General features: G+C 66.4%; 15 protein-coding genes and 2 tRNA genes. 9 read left to right on the top strand and 8 right to left on the bottom strand.

From position 1 onward, the window contains the following. The first annotated feature begins 124 nt into the window (after window positions 1–124). Window positions 125–352 carry a DUF3618 domain-containing protein gene (locus ACNUDN_RS19075; RefSeq protein WP_419125222.1) on the top strand — a complete coding sequence of 76 codons (228 nt, stop codon included), beginning with the start codon at window positions 125–127 and terminating at the stop codon, window positions 350–352. An 11-nt stretch (window positions 353–363) separates the two neighbouring features. Here ACNUDN_RS19075 and ACNUDN_RS19070 read toward each other — a convergent pair whose 3' ends face one another. Continuing rightward, window positions 364–576, bottom strand: a complete 213-nt coding sequence (locus ACNUDN_RS19070) for a hypothetical protein (RefSeq protein ID WP_419123345.1) — start codon at window positions 574–576, stop codon at window positions 364–366. A 315-nt stretch (window positions 577–891) separates the two neighbouring features. Between ACNUDN_RS19070 and ACNUDN_RS19065 the strand changes: the two genes are divergently transcribed. Beyond that, window positions 892–1251 (top strand): hypothetical protein, encoded by a 360-nt coding sequence (locus tag ACNUDN_RS19065; RefSeq protein ID WP_419123344.1) that lies wholly within the window; start codon window positions 892–894, stop codon window positions 1249–1251. Window positions 1252–1355: 104 nt separating this feature from the next. Here the strand turns inward: ACNUDN_RS19065 and ACNUDN_RS19060 are convergent. After that, window positions 1356–1428, bottom strand: a tRNA-Lys gene (locus ACNUDN_RS19060). A gap of 160 nt (window positions 1429–1588) precedes the next feature. Between ACNUDN_RS19060 and ACNUDN_RS19055 the strand changes: the two genes are divergently transcribed. Beyond that, the gene (locus tag ACNUDN_RS19055; RefSeq protein WP_419123343.1) at window positions 1589–2809 is read left to right on the top strand and encodes a L,D-transpeptidase; all 1221 of its coding nucleotides are present in this window, start codon (window positions 1589–1591) and stop codon (window positions 2807–2809) included. Window positions 2810–3031: 222 nt separating this feature from the next. Here the strand turns inward: ACNUDN_RS19055 and ACNUDN_RS19050 are convergent. Continuing rightward, window positions 3032–3104, bottom strand: a tRNA-His gene (locus tag ACNUDN_RS19050). Between the two features lie 27 nt (window positions 3105–3131). Then, window positions 3132–3767 (bottom strand): oligoribonuclease, encoded by a 636-nt coding sequence (orn, locus tag ACNUDN_RS19045; RefSeq protein ID WP_419123342.1) that lies wholly within the window; start codon window positions 3765–3767, stop codon window positions 3132–3134. Between the two features lie 82 nt (window positions 3768–3849). On the opposite strand from orn, the gene ACNUDN_RS19040 reads away from it, so the two are divergent. Then, on the top strand, window positions 3850–5454 hold the full coding sequence (locus ACNUDN_RS19040) for a helicase HerA-like domain-containing protein (RefSeq protein ID WP_419123341.1): 1605 nt from the start codon (window positions 3850–3852) through the stop codon (window positions 5452–5454). Window positions 5455–5461: 7 nt separating this feature from the next. On the opposite strand, the gene cmrA is transcribed toward ACNUDN_RS19040, so the two are convergent. After that, a complete protein-coding gene (cmrA, locus tag ACNUDN_RS19035; protein ID WP_419123340.1) occupies window positions 5462–6268 on the bottom strand; it encodes a mycolate reductase in 807 nt (268 codons plus the stop codon). Between the two features lie 25 nt (window positions 6269–6293). Here cmrA and ACNUDN_RS19030 point away from each other — a divergent pair, with 25 nt between their 5' ends. Then, window positions 6294–7625, top strand: coding sequence for an MFS transporter (locus tag ACNUDN_RS19030; RefSeq protein WP_419123339.1), 1332 nt, complete (start codon window positions 6294–6296; stop codon window positions 7623–7625). Here ACNUDN_RS19030 and ACNUDN_RS19025 read toward each other — a convergent pair whose 3' ends face one another. After that, complete coding sequence (locus ACNUDN_RS19025; protein WP_419123338.1) at window positions 7626–8426, bottom strand: MmpS family transport accessory protein; 801 nt, start codon at window positions 8424–8426, stop codon at window positions 7626–7628. 139 nt (window positions 8427–8565) lie between these two features. On the opposite strand from ACNUDN_RS19025, the gene ACNUDN_RS19020 reads away from it, so the two are divergent. After that, window positions 8566–10392, top strand: coding sequence for an alpha/beta hydrolase family protein (locus tag ACNUDN_RS19020; protein ID WP_419125221.1), 1827 nt, complete (start codon window positions 8566–8568; stop codon window positions 10390–10392). An 86-nt stretch (window positions 10393–10478) separates the two neighbouring features. Here ACNUDN_RS19020 and ACNUDN_RS19015 read toward each other — a convergent pair. After that, window positions 10479–11707 (bottom strand): IS3 family transposase gene (locus ACNUDN_RS19015; protein WP_419120833.1). Its coding sequence is split into 2 segments (ribosomal slippage): window positions 10479–11395 and window positions 11395–11707, totalling 1230 coding nucleotides; the frame shifts between segments, so codons are not numbered across the junction. A 117-nt stretch (window positions 11708–11824) separates the two neighbouring features. On the opposite strand from ACNUDN_RS19015, the gene ACNUDN_RS19010 reads away from it, so the two are divergent. Together ACNUDN_RS19010 and ACNUDN_RS19005 are read left to right on the top strand one after the other, a co-directional pair. Then, window positions 11825–12028, top strand: coding sequence for a hypothetical protein (locus ACNUDN_RS19010; protein WP_419123337.1), 204 nt, complete (start codon window positions 11825–11827; stop codon window positions 12026–12028). Window positions 12029–12077: 49 nt separating this feature from the next. Beyond that, a complete protein-coding gene (locus ACNUDN_RS19005) occupies window positions 12078–12233 on the top strand; it encodes a hypothetical protein (protein ID WP_419123336.1) in 156 nt (51 codons plus the stop codon). A 4-nt stretch (window positions 12234–12237) separates the two neighbouring features. Here ACNUDN_RS19005 and ACNUDN_RS19000 read toward each other — a convergent pair whose 3' ends face one another. Next, on the bottom strand, window positions 12238–12885 hold the full coding sequence (locus ACNUDN_RS19000) for an SACE_7040 family transcriptional regulator (RefSeq protein ID WP_419123335.1): 648 nt from the start codon (window positions 12883–12885) through the stop codon (window positions 12238–12240). A gap of 92 nt (window positions 12886–12977) precedes the next feature. Between ACNUDN_RS19000 and ACNUDN_RS18995 the strand changes: the two genes are divergently transcribed. After that, window positions 12978–14528: a carboxyl transferase domain-containing protein gene (locus tag ACNUDN_RS18995; RefSeq protein WP_419123334.1), complete on the top strand. Its 1551-nt coding sequence runs from the start codon at window positions 12978–12980 to the stop codon at window positions 14526–14528. The last annotated feature ends 17 nt before the right edge of the window (window positions 14529–14545 follow it).

The raw sequence follows: 14545 nt of genomic DNA, 5'->3' as shown, positions 1-14545 counted from the left end.
CGGTCCGGGTCGGGTGGTGTCGGTTGGGTCGACCGGGCGTTCACGTGCGCCCGGGCTCAACTAGGGTAGTTCGGCAGGAACTGTTGGTCGGGGTACGGCCGGCGCTGTGGCAATGGAGGCAGAAGTGGCGGACCGGGATCCGGACACCATCAAGGCTGAGATCGATCAGGCGCGTGAGCAGCTGGCGATCACGGTCGATTCACTGACGGTTCGCGCCAATCCGCGCCGGATCGCCGACGATCTCAAGGCCGGCATGATCCGATTCGTCACCAAGCCCCAGGTCGCGATCTCGTTGGCCGGGGTCGGTGTCGTGATCGTCGTACTGACCGTGCGCCGGATCCGGCAGCCTTAGCCACCCCCCGGTCAACTGCGGCGACCGGAGCGAAACCACTCGGCGAGCGAGAAGCCCGGCGGGTTGGCGACGCGGCCGATCCGGGAGCAGTTGTGCACTGCGACGGGGAGGCCGGCACCGCTGCCCGACGTGGCGTCCTCGCCCTCGGCGCCGGTGCGGACCGGCTCGCCATGGCTCGGCGTCAGCAAATTTGTCAATTCGGGTTCCTCGGCTTCGCGCGGCACGGTGTTCGTCCGTGCCAGCTAACTGGAACCATAGCATCACCGTGCGCCTTTGCCCAGCACAAGAGGTGTGACGTGTGGATGCTGCGAAAGGTTCGTTACCAATGCGGTCTGGATTGGCGACCTCCAGGACGCCGAAGATCTGTCACAACTAGCACATGATCTTGGTGTTGCGTCGGAAAAGCTGCCGAATTTAGCATGTTCGTAAATAAGGGCGGATGTGGATTCGCCGGCACCGGGCCGGCGGTCCGCGGTGCTGCCGGCTCCGGCGGTCCTCTACGCTGACGCTGATCTGACCACGAGCAAAGGAGACGCCGCATGGCGTGGTTTCTGGCCCTGCAAGGCCCGGCGCAGCCAAGCCATCAATCGTCGGTATACGAACTTCAGGACAGCACCGACGTGGACAAACTCGCTCAGGAGCTGGCCAGCGCCGTGACGCTCGATCGGGTCGTGGCAATTCCGGCGATGCTGCCGCAGAACGCCCGCAAACGGCAGAAGGTGACGTTGTATGTGCGGCCCGCGGCATGGGGGATGTGGACCTTCTACGAGCTCACCGACGAAGACCGTCGGCAGCTGATGAAGGACAACCCACTGTTCCAGGCCATGCAGCAGGCCGGACAGGCCGGTCAGGCCAACCCGCTCATGGGCCAGCCGGGCGCCGGCGGCCCTCGGCGCTGACGCCGACGGACGGGACCACCGGCGCTCTGAAGTCGAGAGGGTTCTGAACCCATAAACTCTGAACCCAAGAACAAAGCCCCGCCGAGGCGGGGCTTTGTGATGGGTGCGCCGTCAGGGTTTCGAACCCCGGACCCGCTGATTAAGAGTCAGCTGCTCTACCAACTGAGCTAACGGCGCGCGTGTGAGACAATAACAGGCCCGTGGCACGGGACGAAATTGCGACGTCACGTGGTAGCAGAAGCCGACGCCGAGGTCGCGCTTCCACTTCGGATCTGCCCGTAGAATCAACTGCGAATCAACTGTGGGCCAATCCCTGTATGTGAGGTGGAGCGAAGTTATGTGGCAGGTCAACACGGCGACCCGGGTGCGGCGCAGGCGGTCCTGGCTGACCGTTGCCGCCCTGATTCCCGCGATCGTGCTGGGCCTCACCGCATGTGGCGGCGGCGCCGATACGGCTCAGCCGCAGGTGATCACCGACAAGGGCACCCCGTTCGGTGATCTGCTGATTCCGAAGCTGACGTCCTCGGTGCGGGACGGCGCCGTCGGGGTCAGCGTCGATTCGCCGGTGACGGTCAGCTCCGACTACGGCGTGCTCGGCTCGGTGACGATGGTCAACGAGGACGGCAAGACGGTGGCGGGGCAACTGTCCGAGGACGGGTTGACCTGGGAGACCGCCGAACCGCTCGGCTACAACAAGCGCTACACCGTGACCGCGCAGTCCCTCGGGCTCGGCGGCGTCACCAGCAGCCAGATGACGTTCGAGACGCATTCGCCGGAGAACCTCACGATGCCGTACGTGCTGCCCAACGACGGCGAGGTCGTCGGCATCGGGCAGCCGGTCGCCATCCGTTTCGACGAGAACATCCCCAACCGACTCGCAGCCCAGCGCGCGATCACGGTCAAGACGAACCCGCCTGTCGAGGGTGCCTTTTACTGGCTGAGCAACCGTGAGGTCCGGTGGCGCCCGGCCGAGTACTGGAAGCCCGGGACCACGGTCGAGGTCGAGGTGAACACCTACGGCGTCGATCTGGGCGACGGTCTGTTCGGCCAGGACAACGTCTCCACCAACTTCAAGATCGGCGATCAGGTGATCACAACCGTCGACGACAACACCAAGACGCTGACCATGCGGCGCAACGGTGAGGTGGTCAAGAGCATGCCGGTGTCGATGGGCAAGAACAGCACCCCGACCAACAACGGTGTCTACATCGTCGGCGACCGGCGGTCACACATGGTCATGGATTCGTCGACCTACGGCGTCCCGGTCAACTCGCCCAACGGTTACCGCACCGAGGTGGACTGGGCCACCCAGATCTCTTACAGCGGCATCTACGTCCACGCCGCGCCCTGGTCGGTGGGTAGCCAAGGGTCGAGCAACGTCAGCCACGGCTGCATCAACGTCAGCACCAGCAACGGCCAGTGGTTCTACGACAACTCCAAGCGCGGTGACATCGTCGAGATCGTCAACACGGTCGGGACCACCCTGCCGGGCACCGACGGGCTGGGCGACTGGAACATCCCGTGGGAGCAGTGGAAAGCCGGTAACGCCAACCTCTGACAGGTCAATCGGCACGCAGATCGACGCGGTGGTGTTCACCGTTGAGGTGAACACCACGTCGTGAAGAATGTCGGCATGAAGAACGTCGGCATGAAGAACGTCGGCATGAAGAACGTCGGCGTGGAGACCCTGCAGACAGCGCCGTGAAATCGGACAGTGTCCCTCAAACCGTCTGAAAACATGGAAACGCCGCCTACTGGAGTAGACGGCGTTCCCCTGCCGGGTGGCTGACGGGACTCGAACCCGCGACAGCCAGGATCACAACCTGGTGCTCTACCAACTGAACTACAGCCACCATCGCCGCGTATGCGGCTTGGCCATACTAGCCGCTGGAGTCCCCTCGAGCCGAATCGCCATGGGCGACGGGCCCCAATTCGGCCGCGACGGTCGCAATATCGCTGGTCGACGGACCGGGAGGCGCGACGAACGCGGTCTGGCGGTAGTAGCGCAGCTCGCGGATCGACTCGTGGATGTCGGCGAGCGCGCGGTGGGCCAGACCCTTCTCCGGTTGACCGAAGTAGATCCGCGGGTACCAGCGGCGGCACAGCTCCTTGATCGAACTGACGTCGATCATGCGGTAGTGCAGGTAGTCGTCCAGTTTGGGCATGTCGCGGGCGATGAACCCGCGGTCGGTGGCGATCGAGTTGCCGGCCAGCGGGGCCGTTTTGGCCTGCTTGACGTGCTCGCGGATGTAGGTGAGCACCATGTCCTCGGCGGTGGCCAGGTCCACGGTCGACGCGCGCACCTCGTTGACCAGGCCGGACTTGGTGTGCATCTGGGCGACGACGTCGATCATCGAGGACAGCGCGGCGTCCTCGGCGTGGATGACCACATCGAGTCCGTCGCCCAGGATGTTGAGCTCAGAATCGGTCACCAATACCGCGATCTCGATGAGCAGGTCCGATTTGAGGTCCAGCCCTGTCATCTCGCAGTCGATCCACACCAGTTCGTCTCGCACAGCGCTCAACAGTAAGCCCCGCGGCAGTCAGGGGCTGACCACACCCGTCCAATCGCCGTCCGGCCCGGTTAAGGTTCCGATCATGACCACCGAGTCGTCCGTCACACCCGCTCAGCAGATCGCTGCCGGCTACCTCTTCGAGGGAGCGGCGCTGGAACTCGGATCGGTCGTCGTCGATGGCATCTGCGACCCCACGGCGCGGGTGCGGATCCCGCTGGCGACGATGAACCGGCACGGTCTGGTCGCCGGTGCCACCGGCACCGGGAAGACGAAATCGCTGCAGGTGCTCGCCGAGCAGCTGTCGTCCGCCGGTGTCCCGGTGGTGATGGCCGACGTCAAAGGTGATCTGTCCGGGTTGTCGCGACCCGGTGCGCCCGGCGACAAGGTGGCGCAACGCTCCGCCGACACCGGTGACGACTGGGTTCCGACGGCGTATCCGGTGGAGTTCCTGTCGCTGGGCACCTCGGGCATCGGGGTGCCGGTACGGGCCACCGTCAGCAGCTTCGGGCCGATTCTGCTGGCGAAGGTGTTGGGGCTCAACCGGACCCAGGAGTCGACCCTGGGGTTGATCTTCCACTGGGCCGACCAGCAGGGCCTGGCGTTGCTGGACCTGAAGGATCTGCGCGCGGTGATCCAGTACCTGACCGGCGAGGAAGGTAAACCGCAGCTCAAGGCGCTCGGCGCGGTGTCCACCACGACCGCCGGAGTGATCCTGCGGGCGCTGGTCAACCTCGAAGCCGAGGGTGCCGACACCTTCTTCGGGGAGCCCGAGCTGGAACCCGCGGATCTGATGCGTGTCGACGACGCCGGCCACGGCGTCATCACGCTGCTGGAGCTGGGCAGCCAGAGCGCTCGTCCGGTGATGTTCTCCACTTTCCTGATGTGGGTGCTGGCCGACCTGTTCACCTCCCTGCCCGAGGTTGGTGATGTCGACAAACCCAAACTCGTCTTCGTCTTCGACGAGGCGCATCTGCTGTTCACCGATGCGTCGAAGGCATTCCTGGAGCAGGTGGAGCAGACCGTGAAGCTGATCCGGTCCAAGGGTGTGGGGGTGCTGTTCTGTACCCAGCTACCCACCGACATCCCCAAGGAGGTGCTCAGCCAACTGGGCGCGCGGATTCAGCACGCGTTGCGGGCGTTCACGCCCGACGATCACAAGGCGCTGACGAAGACCGTGCGCACCTACCCGAAATCGGGCGTCTACGACCTGGAGTCGGCCCTGACGTCGCTGGGTACCGGCGAAGCCGTCGTCACCGTGCTCTCCGACAACGGCGTCCCGACTCCGGTGGCCTGGACCAGGATGCGGGCGCCGCGTTCCTTGATGGACACCATCGGGGCCGATGCGATCGCCGCGGCCGCGATGGCCAGTCCGCTGCAGGCCGAGTACGGGCAGACCATCGATCGCGATTCCGCACACGAACGGCTGGCGGCCAAGCTCGCGCCGCCCCCGCCGGTCAGCCCGCGGCCGGACACTCAGGTCACGACGCCCGAACCGCCGCTGTGGGTGCCGCCGTCGATCGAGGTGCCGCCGATGCCCGTCCCGGCGCAGCCCGCCGAGCCCGGCCTGCTGGACAAGATGATGGAGAATCCGGCGTTCAAGAGTGCGATGCGCTCGGCAGGCACGGTCATCGGGCGCGAGATCACCCGGAGCATCTTCGGGACGGGCCGCCGCAAGCGCCGGCGCTGACCCGGCGCTATTGACCGCCGAGCTTCTTGTACACCGCGCCGACGATCGGGGCGACGATCGAGCGCGGGGCATACCCGCTGGCCGCCGACATCGCCTTGGACGTGACGCCGGGCACCACGCGCATCTTGTTGCGGTCCAACCCATCCAGCGACACCTTGGCGGTGTACTGGGTGTCGATCCAGAGGAAGTCGGGGATCAGCCGCTCGACGAGCGACTGCTCGTCGGGATCGGGTAACTCGGTACGCACCGGACCGGGCGCGAGCACCGTGACATGCACGCCGGCCGATCTCACCTCGCCGCGCAGCGATTCGCCGAAGGTGTTCGCGAACGCCTTGGTGGCGGCGTAGGTGGCGTTGTTGGGGATGGGGGAGTTGCCCGCCGCCGATCCCGAGATCAGGATCCCGCCGGCTCGCCGCCCGACCATGCCGGGCAGCACGGCCAGCACCAGGTCGTGCACTCCGAGCACGTTGAGCTGGACCTGTTTCTGCTCGTCGGCCGGATCCAGGGAACTGACCGGCCCGAAGGTCGCGGTACCGGCGTTGGCGCACAGGATCGAGATGTTGCGGGTGGCCAGTTCGTCGCAGAATGCCCCGCGGGCCGCCGGGTCGGCGAGGTCGACGGCGCGGACCTCGACGGTCACGCCGTAGCTGTCGCGCAGTCGCTGGGCCAGCGAGTTGAGCACTTCCTCGCGGCGAGCCGTGATGATCAGGTGGTGGCCGCGGTGGGCGAGTTCGACGGCGAGCGCCTCACCGATGTTCTGGGACGCACCGGTGACGACGGCACGGGCATCCGCACTGGGAGCGGGGACGGGCATGGGCCGGACTATATCGTGGGCGTCCATGAGCGAGGTGTCGCCCGCGACCGGGCCGTCCGCCGACGCAGCGACACGCTCTCGGGTGCTGGCGTGGGCGATGTGGGATTTCGGCGCAACGGCGATCAACGCCATCGTCATCACCTTCGTCTTCACGGTCTACCTGACCGCCAGCGTGGGAGACGACCTGCCCGGCGATACCAGTCCGGCCAGTTGGCTGGGCCGCACCCTGGCCGTGGCCGGACTGGTGGTGGCGCTGCTGGCGCCGGTGACCGGTGTTTGGGTCGACGCGCCGGCCCGGCGCCGGCGCGCCCTGGCGCTGCTCACCGGCCTGGTGGTGCTGTTGACCGCGTCGATGAGCCTGATTCGCGACGACCATCGTTACCTGTGGCCCGGTCTGGTGCTGCTGGCCTGCACCGCGGCCTGCAGTGAGCTGGCCACGGTTCCGTACAACGCGATGCTGCGTGAGCTGTCGACACCGTCGACCTCCGGACGGATCTCCGGATTCGGTTTGGCCCTCGGCTATTTCGGTAGCGTGCTGGCCCTGCTGGTGGTGTACCTGGGATTCATCGCCGGCGACGGCGACACCCGCGGTCTGTTGGCGCTGCCCATCGCCGACGGCCAGAACGTGCGCGCCGCCATGCTGCTGGTCGCCGCCTGGTTCGCGCTGTTCGCGTTGCCGTTGCTGATCTCGGTACCCAGGATCCCGACACCGGAGCGGTCGCCGCGGGTGGGCATCCTCGGCGCGTACCGACGTCTGTGGAGCGATCTGCGCGACGAATGGCGCCGTGACCGCAACTTCGTCTACTACCTCGGCGCCAGCGCCGTGTTCCGCGACGGCCTGGCCGGGATCTTCACCTTCGGGGCTGTTCTCGGCGTCAACGTCTACGGGGTGTCTTCGGCCGACGTGTTGCTGTTCGGGGTCGCGGCCTGCGTGGTGGCGGCGATCGGGTCGATCGTCGGCGGTCGGGCCGATGACAGGGTGGGCTCCAAGCCGGTGATCATCGGCTCGTTGCTGTCGATGATCGTGGTCGGCCTGGTGCTGATGGTGCTCTCGGGGCAGGTCGCCTTCTGGGTGTGCGGCCTGCTGCTGTGCCTGTTCATCGGTCCGACGCTGTCCTCGGCGCGCACACTGATGCTGCGGATGTGCGCCCACGGCAAGGAGGGTGTCACCTTCGGCCTGTACACCACCGCCGGTCGGGCCGCGACGTTCCTTGCGCCGTGGCTGTTCTCGTTGTTCATCGACATTTTCGGCGCGCAGCGCGCCGGCATGGGCGGATTGGTCCTGGTTCTGGCGCTCGGACTGGTGCTGCTGCTCCCGGTGCGGGCCCCGCGCCGGGTCGACTATCTGAGCGCGTGATCAGCGCCGCGGCGTGCAGATCGTGAGCCCGGCCCCGGTACGCGCATCGAGCTGCACGCCGTTGACCGAGATCGAACAGGACACCTCGCGTCCGACGTTGATGATGCTGATGCTCGCCGAGGCGTCTCCGGGCTGCGGCAACGACACCTCCTTGGTCCAGGGCAGCAGCACGTTGAACTCGGTCTGCAGCAGGCCGCCGGTGTCGACGTAGGTGATGTTGATGGCACGTCCATCGCCTTCGACGGTGTAGACGACCGAGTCGGTGGCCCCCGGCGTGGTCGGCGAGGTGGGCGCCGTCGTCCGCGGTGAGGTGGGCGCCGACGGGACGGGGAACATCGGTGTCGTCGGTCGCGTCGTCGGCGTGCGTGGGGTGGTGGGAGCCGGGGTGGTGAACGACGGTTCCGGCGCTGAGGGCAGCGGGGCGACCACCGTCTGTTGTCGGGAGCTGTTGACGATCACCAGCGCGATCACCAGGCCGATGACCGTCAGTACCGCCAGTCCCGCGACGATCCACAGCCAGCGCGGTGAGCGCGGGCCCTCCGGGGGCGGTTCGGAGCCGAATCCCGGCGGCGGGGTGCCGTACTGGCCGGTCGCGTACGGGTCGTAGCCGTAGGGAGAATAGGCCGGGAGCCGCTCGGTCGGCGGAGGCGCCTGGGGCGGCTGGTAGGGCGATCCGTAGGGCGTCTGACTTGCGTAGGCCGGGTCCGGGTAGCCGGGATATCCCTGGCTGCCGCCGTCCCACTGCTCCTCGCGTCCACCGCCAGGTCGCTGTTCGCGTCCGTCGCGGAACGATCCCGTCATACCCACCTCATGGCTGCAGGGTACCTGTGTGACCGCACAGTGCGCGGCCCCTCGCACCGGCCGCGGCCACATCGGGGGCGCCGAGCGTGCACAATCGACAACCGTGGCAGAACAGGTCCGCCGGCTCTACGGCGCGTCGATGTCCCCCGACGCCACCGCTTTCGCCCATCTCGTCGACGACGGCGGGTACCCACGGGCAGTCCAGCGGTTCCTGCGCGGGTGGCGGGCAAGTTCGTCGCGCGACGTCGAGCTGCCGGTCGAAGGCCCGGTGACCCGGGTGCTGCATTCCGCCGACGGTCACTGGCTGGCCTGCCAGGTCGCGCCGGAAGGCGGCACCCGCAGCCAGATATGGGTGGTGACAACGGATCCCGACGACCGTGATGCGCGCCGGATCGACAGCTGGCCGGCGGGGGCCGAGGGCACCGCCGAGTTGATCGGTTGGGACGGCACCCAGGTTGCGGCGATCCTGACCGGTGAGGACGGGGTCGGCAGCTCATGCCTGATCGACCCGTCGGGTTCGACGATCACCGTCCTGGACCGCCGCTCCGGCGGCCGGTTGGTCGACGCCTGGGCCGGGGCGTCGCTGGTTCGGGTCGGTCCCCGGGGCTACCGCGAGTTGATCATGCTACGAGCCCTGACCGAAACCGCACTGCTGCCTTACGATCCCGGGTCGACCACCGACACCGGGATCATTCTCGACGACCACAGCCCACGGCGGCTGCGCTCCGGGCCCGAGGGGGAACTCACCGAGCTGTACCACCCGGCCAAGGAGTACGGCCCCAACAGCACCGAAGGCTACGTCCGTGCCCTGATACGCAGCGAGAACGGCTCCCAGCATGCACGACTGCTCGAAGTGACCGTGACCGCCGACGGGGTGTCCTACCAGGTATTGGCCGAGCGGCCAGGATACGAACTCGACGAGTTCACGGTCAGCGACGATCTGTCGACCGTCGCGATGTTGTGGAACCTGCACGGCGCCAGTGAATTACAGATCCTGGAGTATGCCGACCGCACGCTCTACGATCCGATTCCGCTACCGGGGCTGGTGGCAGGCGAGTTGAGCATCAGTGCCGGCGGATCGATGCTGGCGCTGACCGTCGAAGGGCCCTCGAAGCCGCCCACCGTCGAGCTGGTCGATCCGCGCACCGGTGAGTGGCAATTGGTGGACCGCGAACCCAGCAGCGGCCCGGTGTCGGCCGAGCCCACCCTCGAGACGATCACCGCCCGGGACGGCCTGACGTTCAGCGGCTGGCTGTTCCGGCCGCCGGCCGGCGTCGAGACCATCGGTGCGATGCTGTTCCTGCACGGCGGGCCCGAGGGGCAGGGCCGGCCCGGCTACAACGAGTTCTTTCCGGCTCTACTGGACGAAGGAATCTGTGTGTTCCTCCCCAACGTGCGCGGATCGGGAGGATTCGGGCGGGCGTTCATGCACGCCGACGACCGCGAGCGCAGATTCGCCGCGATCGACGACGTCGCCGACGCGGCGCGGTTCCTGGTCGGCAACGGGCACGCTCCGGCCGGCCGGGTGGCCTGCTGCGGATGGTCCTACGGCGGTTACCTGACCCAGGCCGCGCTGGCCTTCCACCCCGACGAGTTCGCCGCCGGCATCAGTATCTGCGGCATGAGCGATCTGAACAGCTGGTACCGCAACACCGAACAGTGGATAGCCGCCGCGGCCTACCCGAAGTACGGTCACCCGGTCAGCGACCAGGATCTGCTCGAACGCCTGTCACCGCTGCCGCGTGCCGACCGGGTGACCGCGCCGCTGCTGCTGGTACACGGTCTCAACGACACCAATGTGCCGCCCAGTGAGTCGCAGCAGATGTACGACGCGCTCGTGGCTTTGGATCGGCCGGTTCGGCTGCTGACCTTCGAGGACGACGGACACGAGATCGACAAACGCGAGAACCGCGCCGCGCTGCGGAAGGCCATGACCGCATGGCTGATCGACGCGTTTACCGACTGACCTGCCCTCGCCGCGAGGTTTACCGCAATTTTCTGCCGGGTAAAACCCTGGGCCTTGCCCCCGTGTAGTGGACACGGGATTTGTGGTTACGCGGCTTGTGGCAGCGTAGTGGATGTGTGGGTGTTTTCGTAGCTGGCCGGGCTGGAATAGGCGCAGCGGGAGTGCCTCCGTTTCAGGTTGTAGCGGACCAGCCAGCAGAACACTTCGCGGCGGCAGGTGGGCGCGTCGGGCCAGTTGCTGCGGTCCTGCAGGATCTCGCGTTTGAGGGAGGCGTTGAACGACTCAGCGAGTGCGTTGTCGGCACTTGACCCCACCCCGCCCATAGACTGGACGACGCCCAGATCTGCGCAGAGTTCGGCGAAATCGGTTGAGGTGTACTGACTTCCGTGATCGGAATGGAACACTGCACCGGCCAGCGAGCCGCGCAGCGCCTCGGCGGCTTTGAGTGCATCTTCGACCAGTTCGGTGCGCATATGCTCAGCGATCGCCCACCCGGCGACTCGGCCGGAGAAGCAGTCGATCACCGTCGCCAGATACAGATTCGACCCGGTCGCCAACGGTAGGTAGGTGATGTCTCCGACATACTTTTCATTCGGTGTCGCTGCGGTGAAATCCCGGCCGAGCAGGTCCGGAACCTTCTGGTTCGCCGGATCCGGCGTCGTGGTCTTCACCCGTCGTCGGCGGCGGTAGCCGGCAATCCCGGCGGTGCGCATCACCCGTGCCACCCGCTTGTGGTTGACCCGCTCCTGGTCGGGGACACCGTCGTTGAGCTCAGCGGTGATCCGCGGCGCACCATAGGTGCTATCCGCATCGTGCACAGTGCGGATACGCGCCTCGAGTGCCTCGTCCGCGGCCTGACGCGCAGCACGGCCGCCAGCGCCGGCCAACCAGGCATAAAACGAGGAACGCGCGACCTCGACGACCGCGCACAGCCACTTCACCGGATAGGCGTCGAGGTGGTCGGCGACGAACTGAAAGCGGCTCACCAGTTCGTCTCCCCGGCGAAATATTTGGCCGCCGACCGCAGAATGTCACGCTCGGTCGACAACCGAGTCTGTGTGGCACGCAGCTGCTGCACCTCGGCTCGGAGCCGGGCCAGCTCCTGATCAGGGGTTTCCGCACCCGGCGCCGGCTGTCCTGCCGGAGTCAGGTTGCGGTGCCGGATCGGCACCCCGGCCGCTTTGCACCACGCCGATAACGTCACCCCACTGATACCGAGCTCGGCGGCAATCTCGGTGACCGTCGCGCCCTCGGTATCCCGGTACAGCGCTACCGCGTCTCGTTTGAACTCTTCGGGATAATTTTTCCTTGCCATCGGTGTCGATCATCTCGCTTCCCCCGCCAATCTTGCGGGATTCAGCGTGTCCAACACCTGGGGTCAGGGCCCCCTGCTGCACGCCTCAACACGGTGTGCAGACGGAGGAGGCACGGCATGCGAGGGATTCTCGGCGTCATTGTGCTCGTCTGGTTGTTGATCGGCGTTTTCGCCGCCTATCAGCGCGACTATTTCAGCGGTGGCGAAACCAATTGCGCCACAGCGGGAAGCATCGCGTTGACCGTGGTGGCGGGGCCGCTGAACTATGCGGGCGTCAACCCGAAGGTCACGGAGTGCAACGTCCCGCAGCCCAGTCAGTAACCGCTGACCGGGAAAACTGAATCGGTAGGCAATAGAGAATGGAGTGGCGATGATCGTCCTCGGTGCGATCCTGCTCATCCTGGGGCTCATTTTCGGTATGTCGATCCTCACCTATATCGGTGTGGTTCTGCTGGTGATCGGTGCGGTGTTCGCGGTGCTCGGCGCCGTGGGACGTCCGATCGGCGGGCGCAAAGCCTGGTATTGATCTTTCAACCGCGTCGCCCGGCCGAGGTCAGCGCCGCGACCGTCATCGTGCGTAGGACGGTCCGGGAGCTGGCCTCGGCCGTTTTCGTGAGTCCGGGTTTGACGCTGTGTGATGTCGAGTTGAGCAACCCGAACACTGCATGCGCCATCAGGCGGGCGTCGACCTCGGTTAGTTCGGCGTCGCGCCGGCGCAGCACCTCCACCCAGATTTCGACGTACTGACGCTGCTTGCGGCGAACCTGTCGCTTGGCGGCCGGCGGCAGGTTACCCAGATCCCGGTCCTGAATGCGGATCAGGTCCGGTTCGGCGAACACGAAATCGAGGTGGAAATCGATGAGCGCCGGTAGCGCGGTGTCGGCGTCGTGGGACTGGGCGACCACGTCCGAGGCGCCGGCGAGCAACCGCGTGCTGATGCCCACCAGCAGTTCCACCAGCAGTGCCTCTTTGTTGGGGAAGTGCCGGTAGATCGCCGGCCCGCTGACGCCGGCGGCCGCGCCGATGTCCTCCAACCGGACCGCGAGATAGCCGTGTTGGGCGAAGAGTCGCTCGGCGGCGGCGACCAGCGCCGCACGCCGGTCCGATTTGGCCCTGCTGCGCGGAGACGTCGTGTTCGTCGCGGTCGTGTTCGTCGCGGTGGTGTTCGTCGTGGTCATGACGGGATCCTTGCGCGGTGCTGGACAACTACAGTTAATCGCGCCTAACATACCACTCCGTTAGTCGTCATTAACCGAAGGCAGGTTCTGGCATGGCAGCGCGGACATCTCATCGTGACGATCACGTCGCGCTTGTCGACGAGTTGCGTACCAAGCTGGCCACCGCGGCGCGTGGCGGTTCGGACCGCGCGCGTGAGCGGCACGTCGCGCGTGGGAAGTTGCTGCCCCGCGATCGCGTCGACGGACTGCTCGATCCGGGCAGTCCGTTCCTGGAGTTGGCGGCGCTGGCCGCCGATGGGATGTACGACGACGAATGCCCTGGCGCCGGCATGATCGCCGGTATCGGCCGGGTCTCAGGGCGCGAGTGCATGATCGTGGCCAACGACGCCACGGTGAAAGGCGGAACGTACTACCCGATCACGGTCAAAAAACATCTGCGCGCCCAGGAGATCGCGGTGCAGAACCGGCTGCCCTGTATCTATCTGGTCGATTCCGGCGGCGCCTTCCTGCCACGCCAGGACGAGGTGTTTCCCGACCGCGAGCACTTCGGCCGCATCTTCTACAACCAGGCGACCATGAGCGCCGACGGCATCGCACAGATCGCCGCGGTGTTGGGGTCGTGCACGGCCGGCGGCGCCTATGTTCCCGCGATGAGCGACGAGGCAGTCATCGTGCGCAATCAGGGCACCATCTTCCTGGGCGGTCCACCGTTGGTGAAGGCTGCCACCGGCGAGATCGTGACCGCCGAGGAGCTCGGTGGTGGCGATCTGCATTCGAAGATCTCCGGCGTGACCGATCACCTCGCCCACGATGACCGTGACGCGCTGCGCATCGTGCGCCGTATCGTCGGCACTCTGGCTCCCAAGGCCGCCCCACCGTGGGAGATCACCGACACCGTCGAGCCGGCTGCCGATCAGACCGAGCTCTACGACGTCGTGCCGGTTGATCCGCGGGTTCCCTACGACGTGCACGAGGTGATCTCGCACATCGTCGACGGCAATGAGTTCGCGGAGTTCAAGGCGGAGTACGGAACTACCCTGGTGACGGGATTCGCCAGGATCCACGGCCACCCGGTCGGCATCGTCGCCAACAACGGTGTGCTGTTCGGGGAGTCGGCGGTCAAGGGCGCGCACTTCATCGAGCTCTGTGACAAGCGGGTGATTCCCTTGCTGTTTCTGCAGAACATCTCGGGTTTCATGGTCGGTCGCGATTACGAAGCCGGCGGGATCGCCAAGCACGGCGCCAAGATGGTGACCGCCGTCGCGTGCGCACGGGTGCCGAAGTTGACCGTGGTGATCGGTGGTTCGTACGGAGCCGGCAACTATTCGATGTGCGGACGTGCGTATTCGCCCCGCTTCCTGTGGATGTGGCCCAACGCCCGCATCTCGGTGATGGGTGGCGAGCAGGCCGCCTCGGTGTTGGCCACCGTCCGCGGCGACATGACTGCCGAGCGGCAGGAGGAGTTCAAGGCGCCGATCCGTGCCCAGTACGAGCGCCAGGGCAACCCCTACTATTCGACCGCACGATTGTGGGACGACGGTGTCATCGACCCCGCCGATACCAGAACTGTTGTCGGGTTGGCGCTTTCGGTAACCGCCCAGGCGCCCCTGGAGTCGGTGTCCTACGGCGTGTTCAGGATGTGAGGGTGATGGAGACCGGG

The sequence above is a fragment of the Mycobacterium sp. smrl_JER01 genome (assembly GCF_048513595.2).
GTDB lineage: Bacteria > Actinomycetota > Actinomycetes > Mycobacteriales > Mycobacteriaceae > Mycobacterium.
This window is presented reverse-complemented; position numbering and strand designations above follow the sequence as displayed.

Bases quoted from the DNA above. Each gene is read 5' to 3' on its own strand.
- ACNUDN_RS19040 (WP_419123341.1), top strand. From the start codon at position 3,850: ATGACCACCGAGTCGTCCGTCACACCCGCTCAGCAGATCGCTGCCGGC.
- ACNUDN_RS19020 (WP_419125221.1), top strand. From the start codon at position 8,566: ATGTCCCCCGACGCCACCGCTTTCGCCCATCTCGTCGACGACGGCGGG.
- ACNUDN_RS19065 (WP_419123344.1), top strand. From the start codon at position 892: ATGGCGTGGTTTCTGGCCCTGCAAGGCCCGGCGCAGCCAAGCCATCAA.
- ACNUDN_RS19005 (WP_419123336.1), top strand. From the start codon at position 12,078: ATGATCGTCCTCGGTGCGATCCTGCTCATCCTGGGGCTCATTTTCGGT.
- ACNUDN_RS19010 (WP_419123337.1), top strand. From the start codon at position 11,825: ATGCGAGGGATTCTCGGCGTCATTGTGCTCGTCTGGTTGTTGATCGGC.
- ACNUDN_RS19000 (WP_419123335.1), bottom strand. From the start codon at position 12,885: ATGACCACGACGAACACCACCGCGACGAACACGACCGCGACGAACACG.
- ACNUDN_RS19025 (WP_419123338.1), bottom strand. From the start codon at position 8,426: ATGACGGGATCGTTCCGCGACGGACGCGAACAGCGACCTGGCGGTGGA.
- ACNUDN_RS18995 (WP_419123334.1), top strand. From the start codon at position 12,978: ATGGCAGCGCGGACATCTCATCGTGACGATCACGTCGCGCTTGTCGAC.
- ACNUDN_RS19055 (WP_419123343.1), top strand. From the start codon at position 1,589: ATGTGGCAGGTCAACACGGCGACCCGGGTGCGGCGCAGGCGGTCCTGG.
- ACNUDN_RS19030 (WP_419123339.1), top strand. From the start codon at position 6,294: ATGAGCGAGGTGTCGCCCGCGACCGGGCCGTCCGCCGACGCAGCGACA.
- cmrA (WP_419123340.1), bottom strand. From the start codon at position 6,268: ATGCCCGTCCCCGCTCCCAGTGCGGATGCCCGTGCCGTCGTCACCGGT.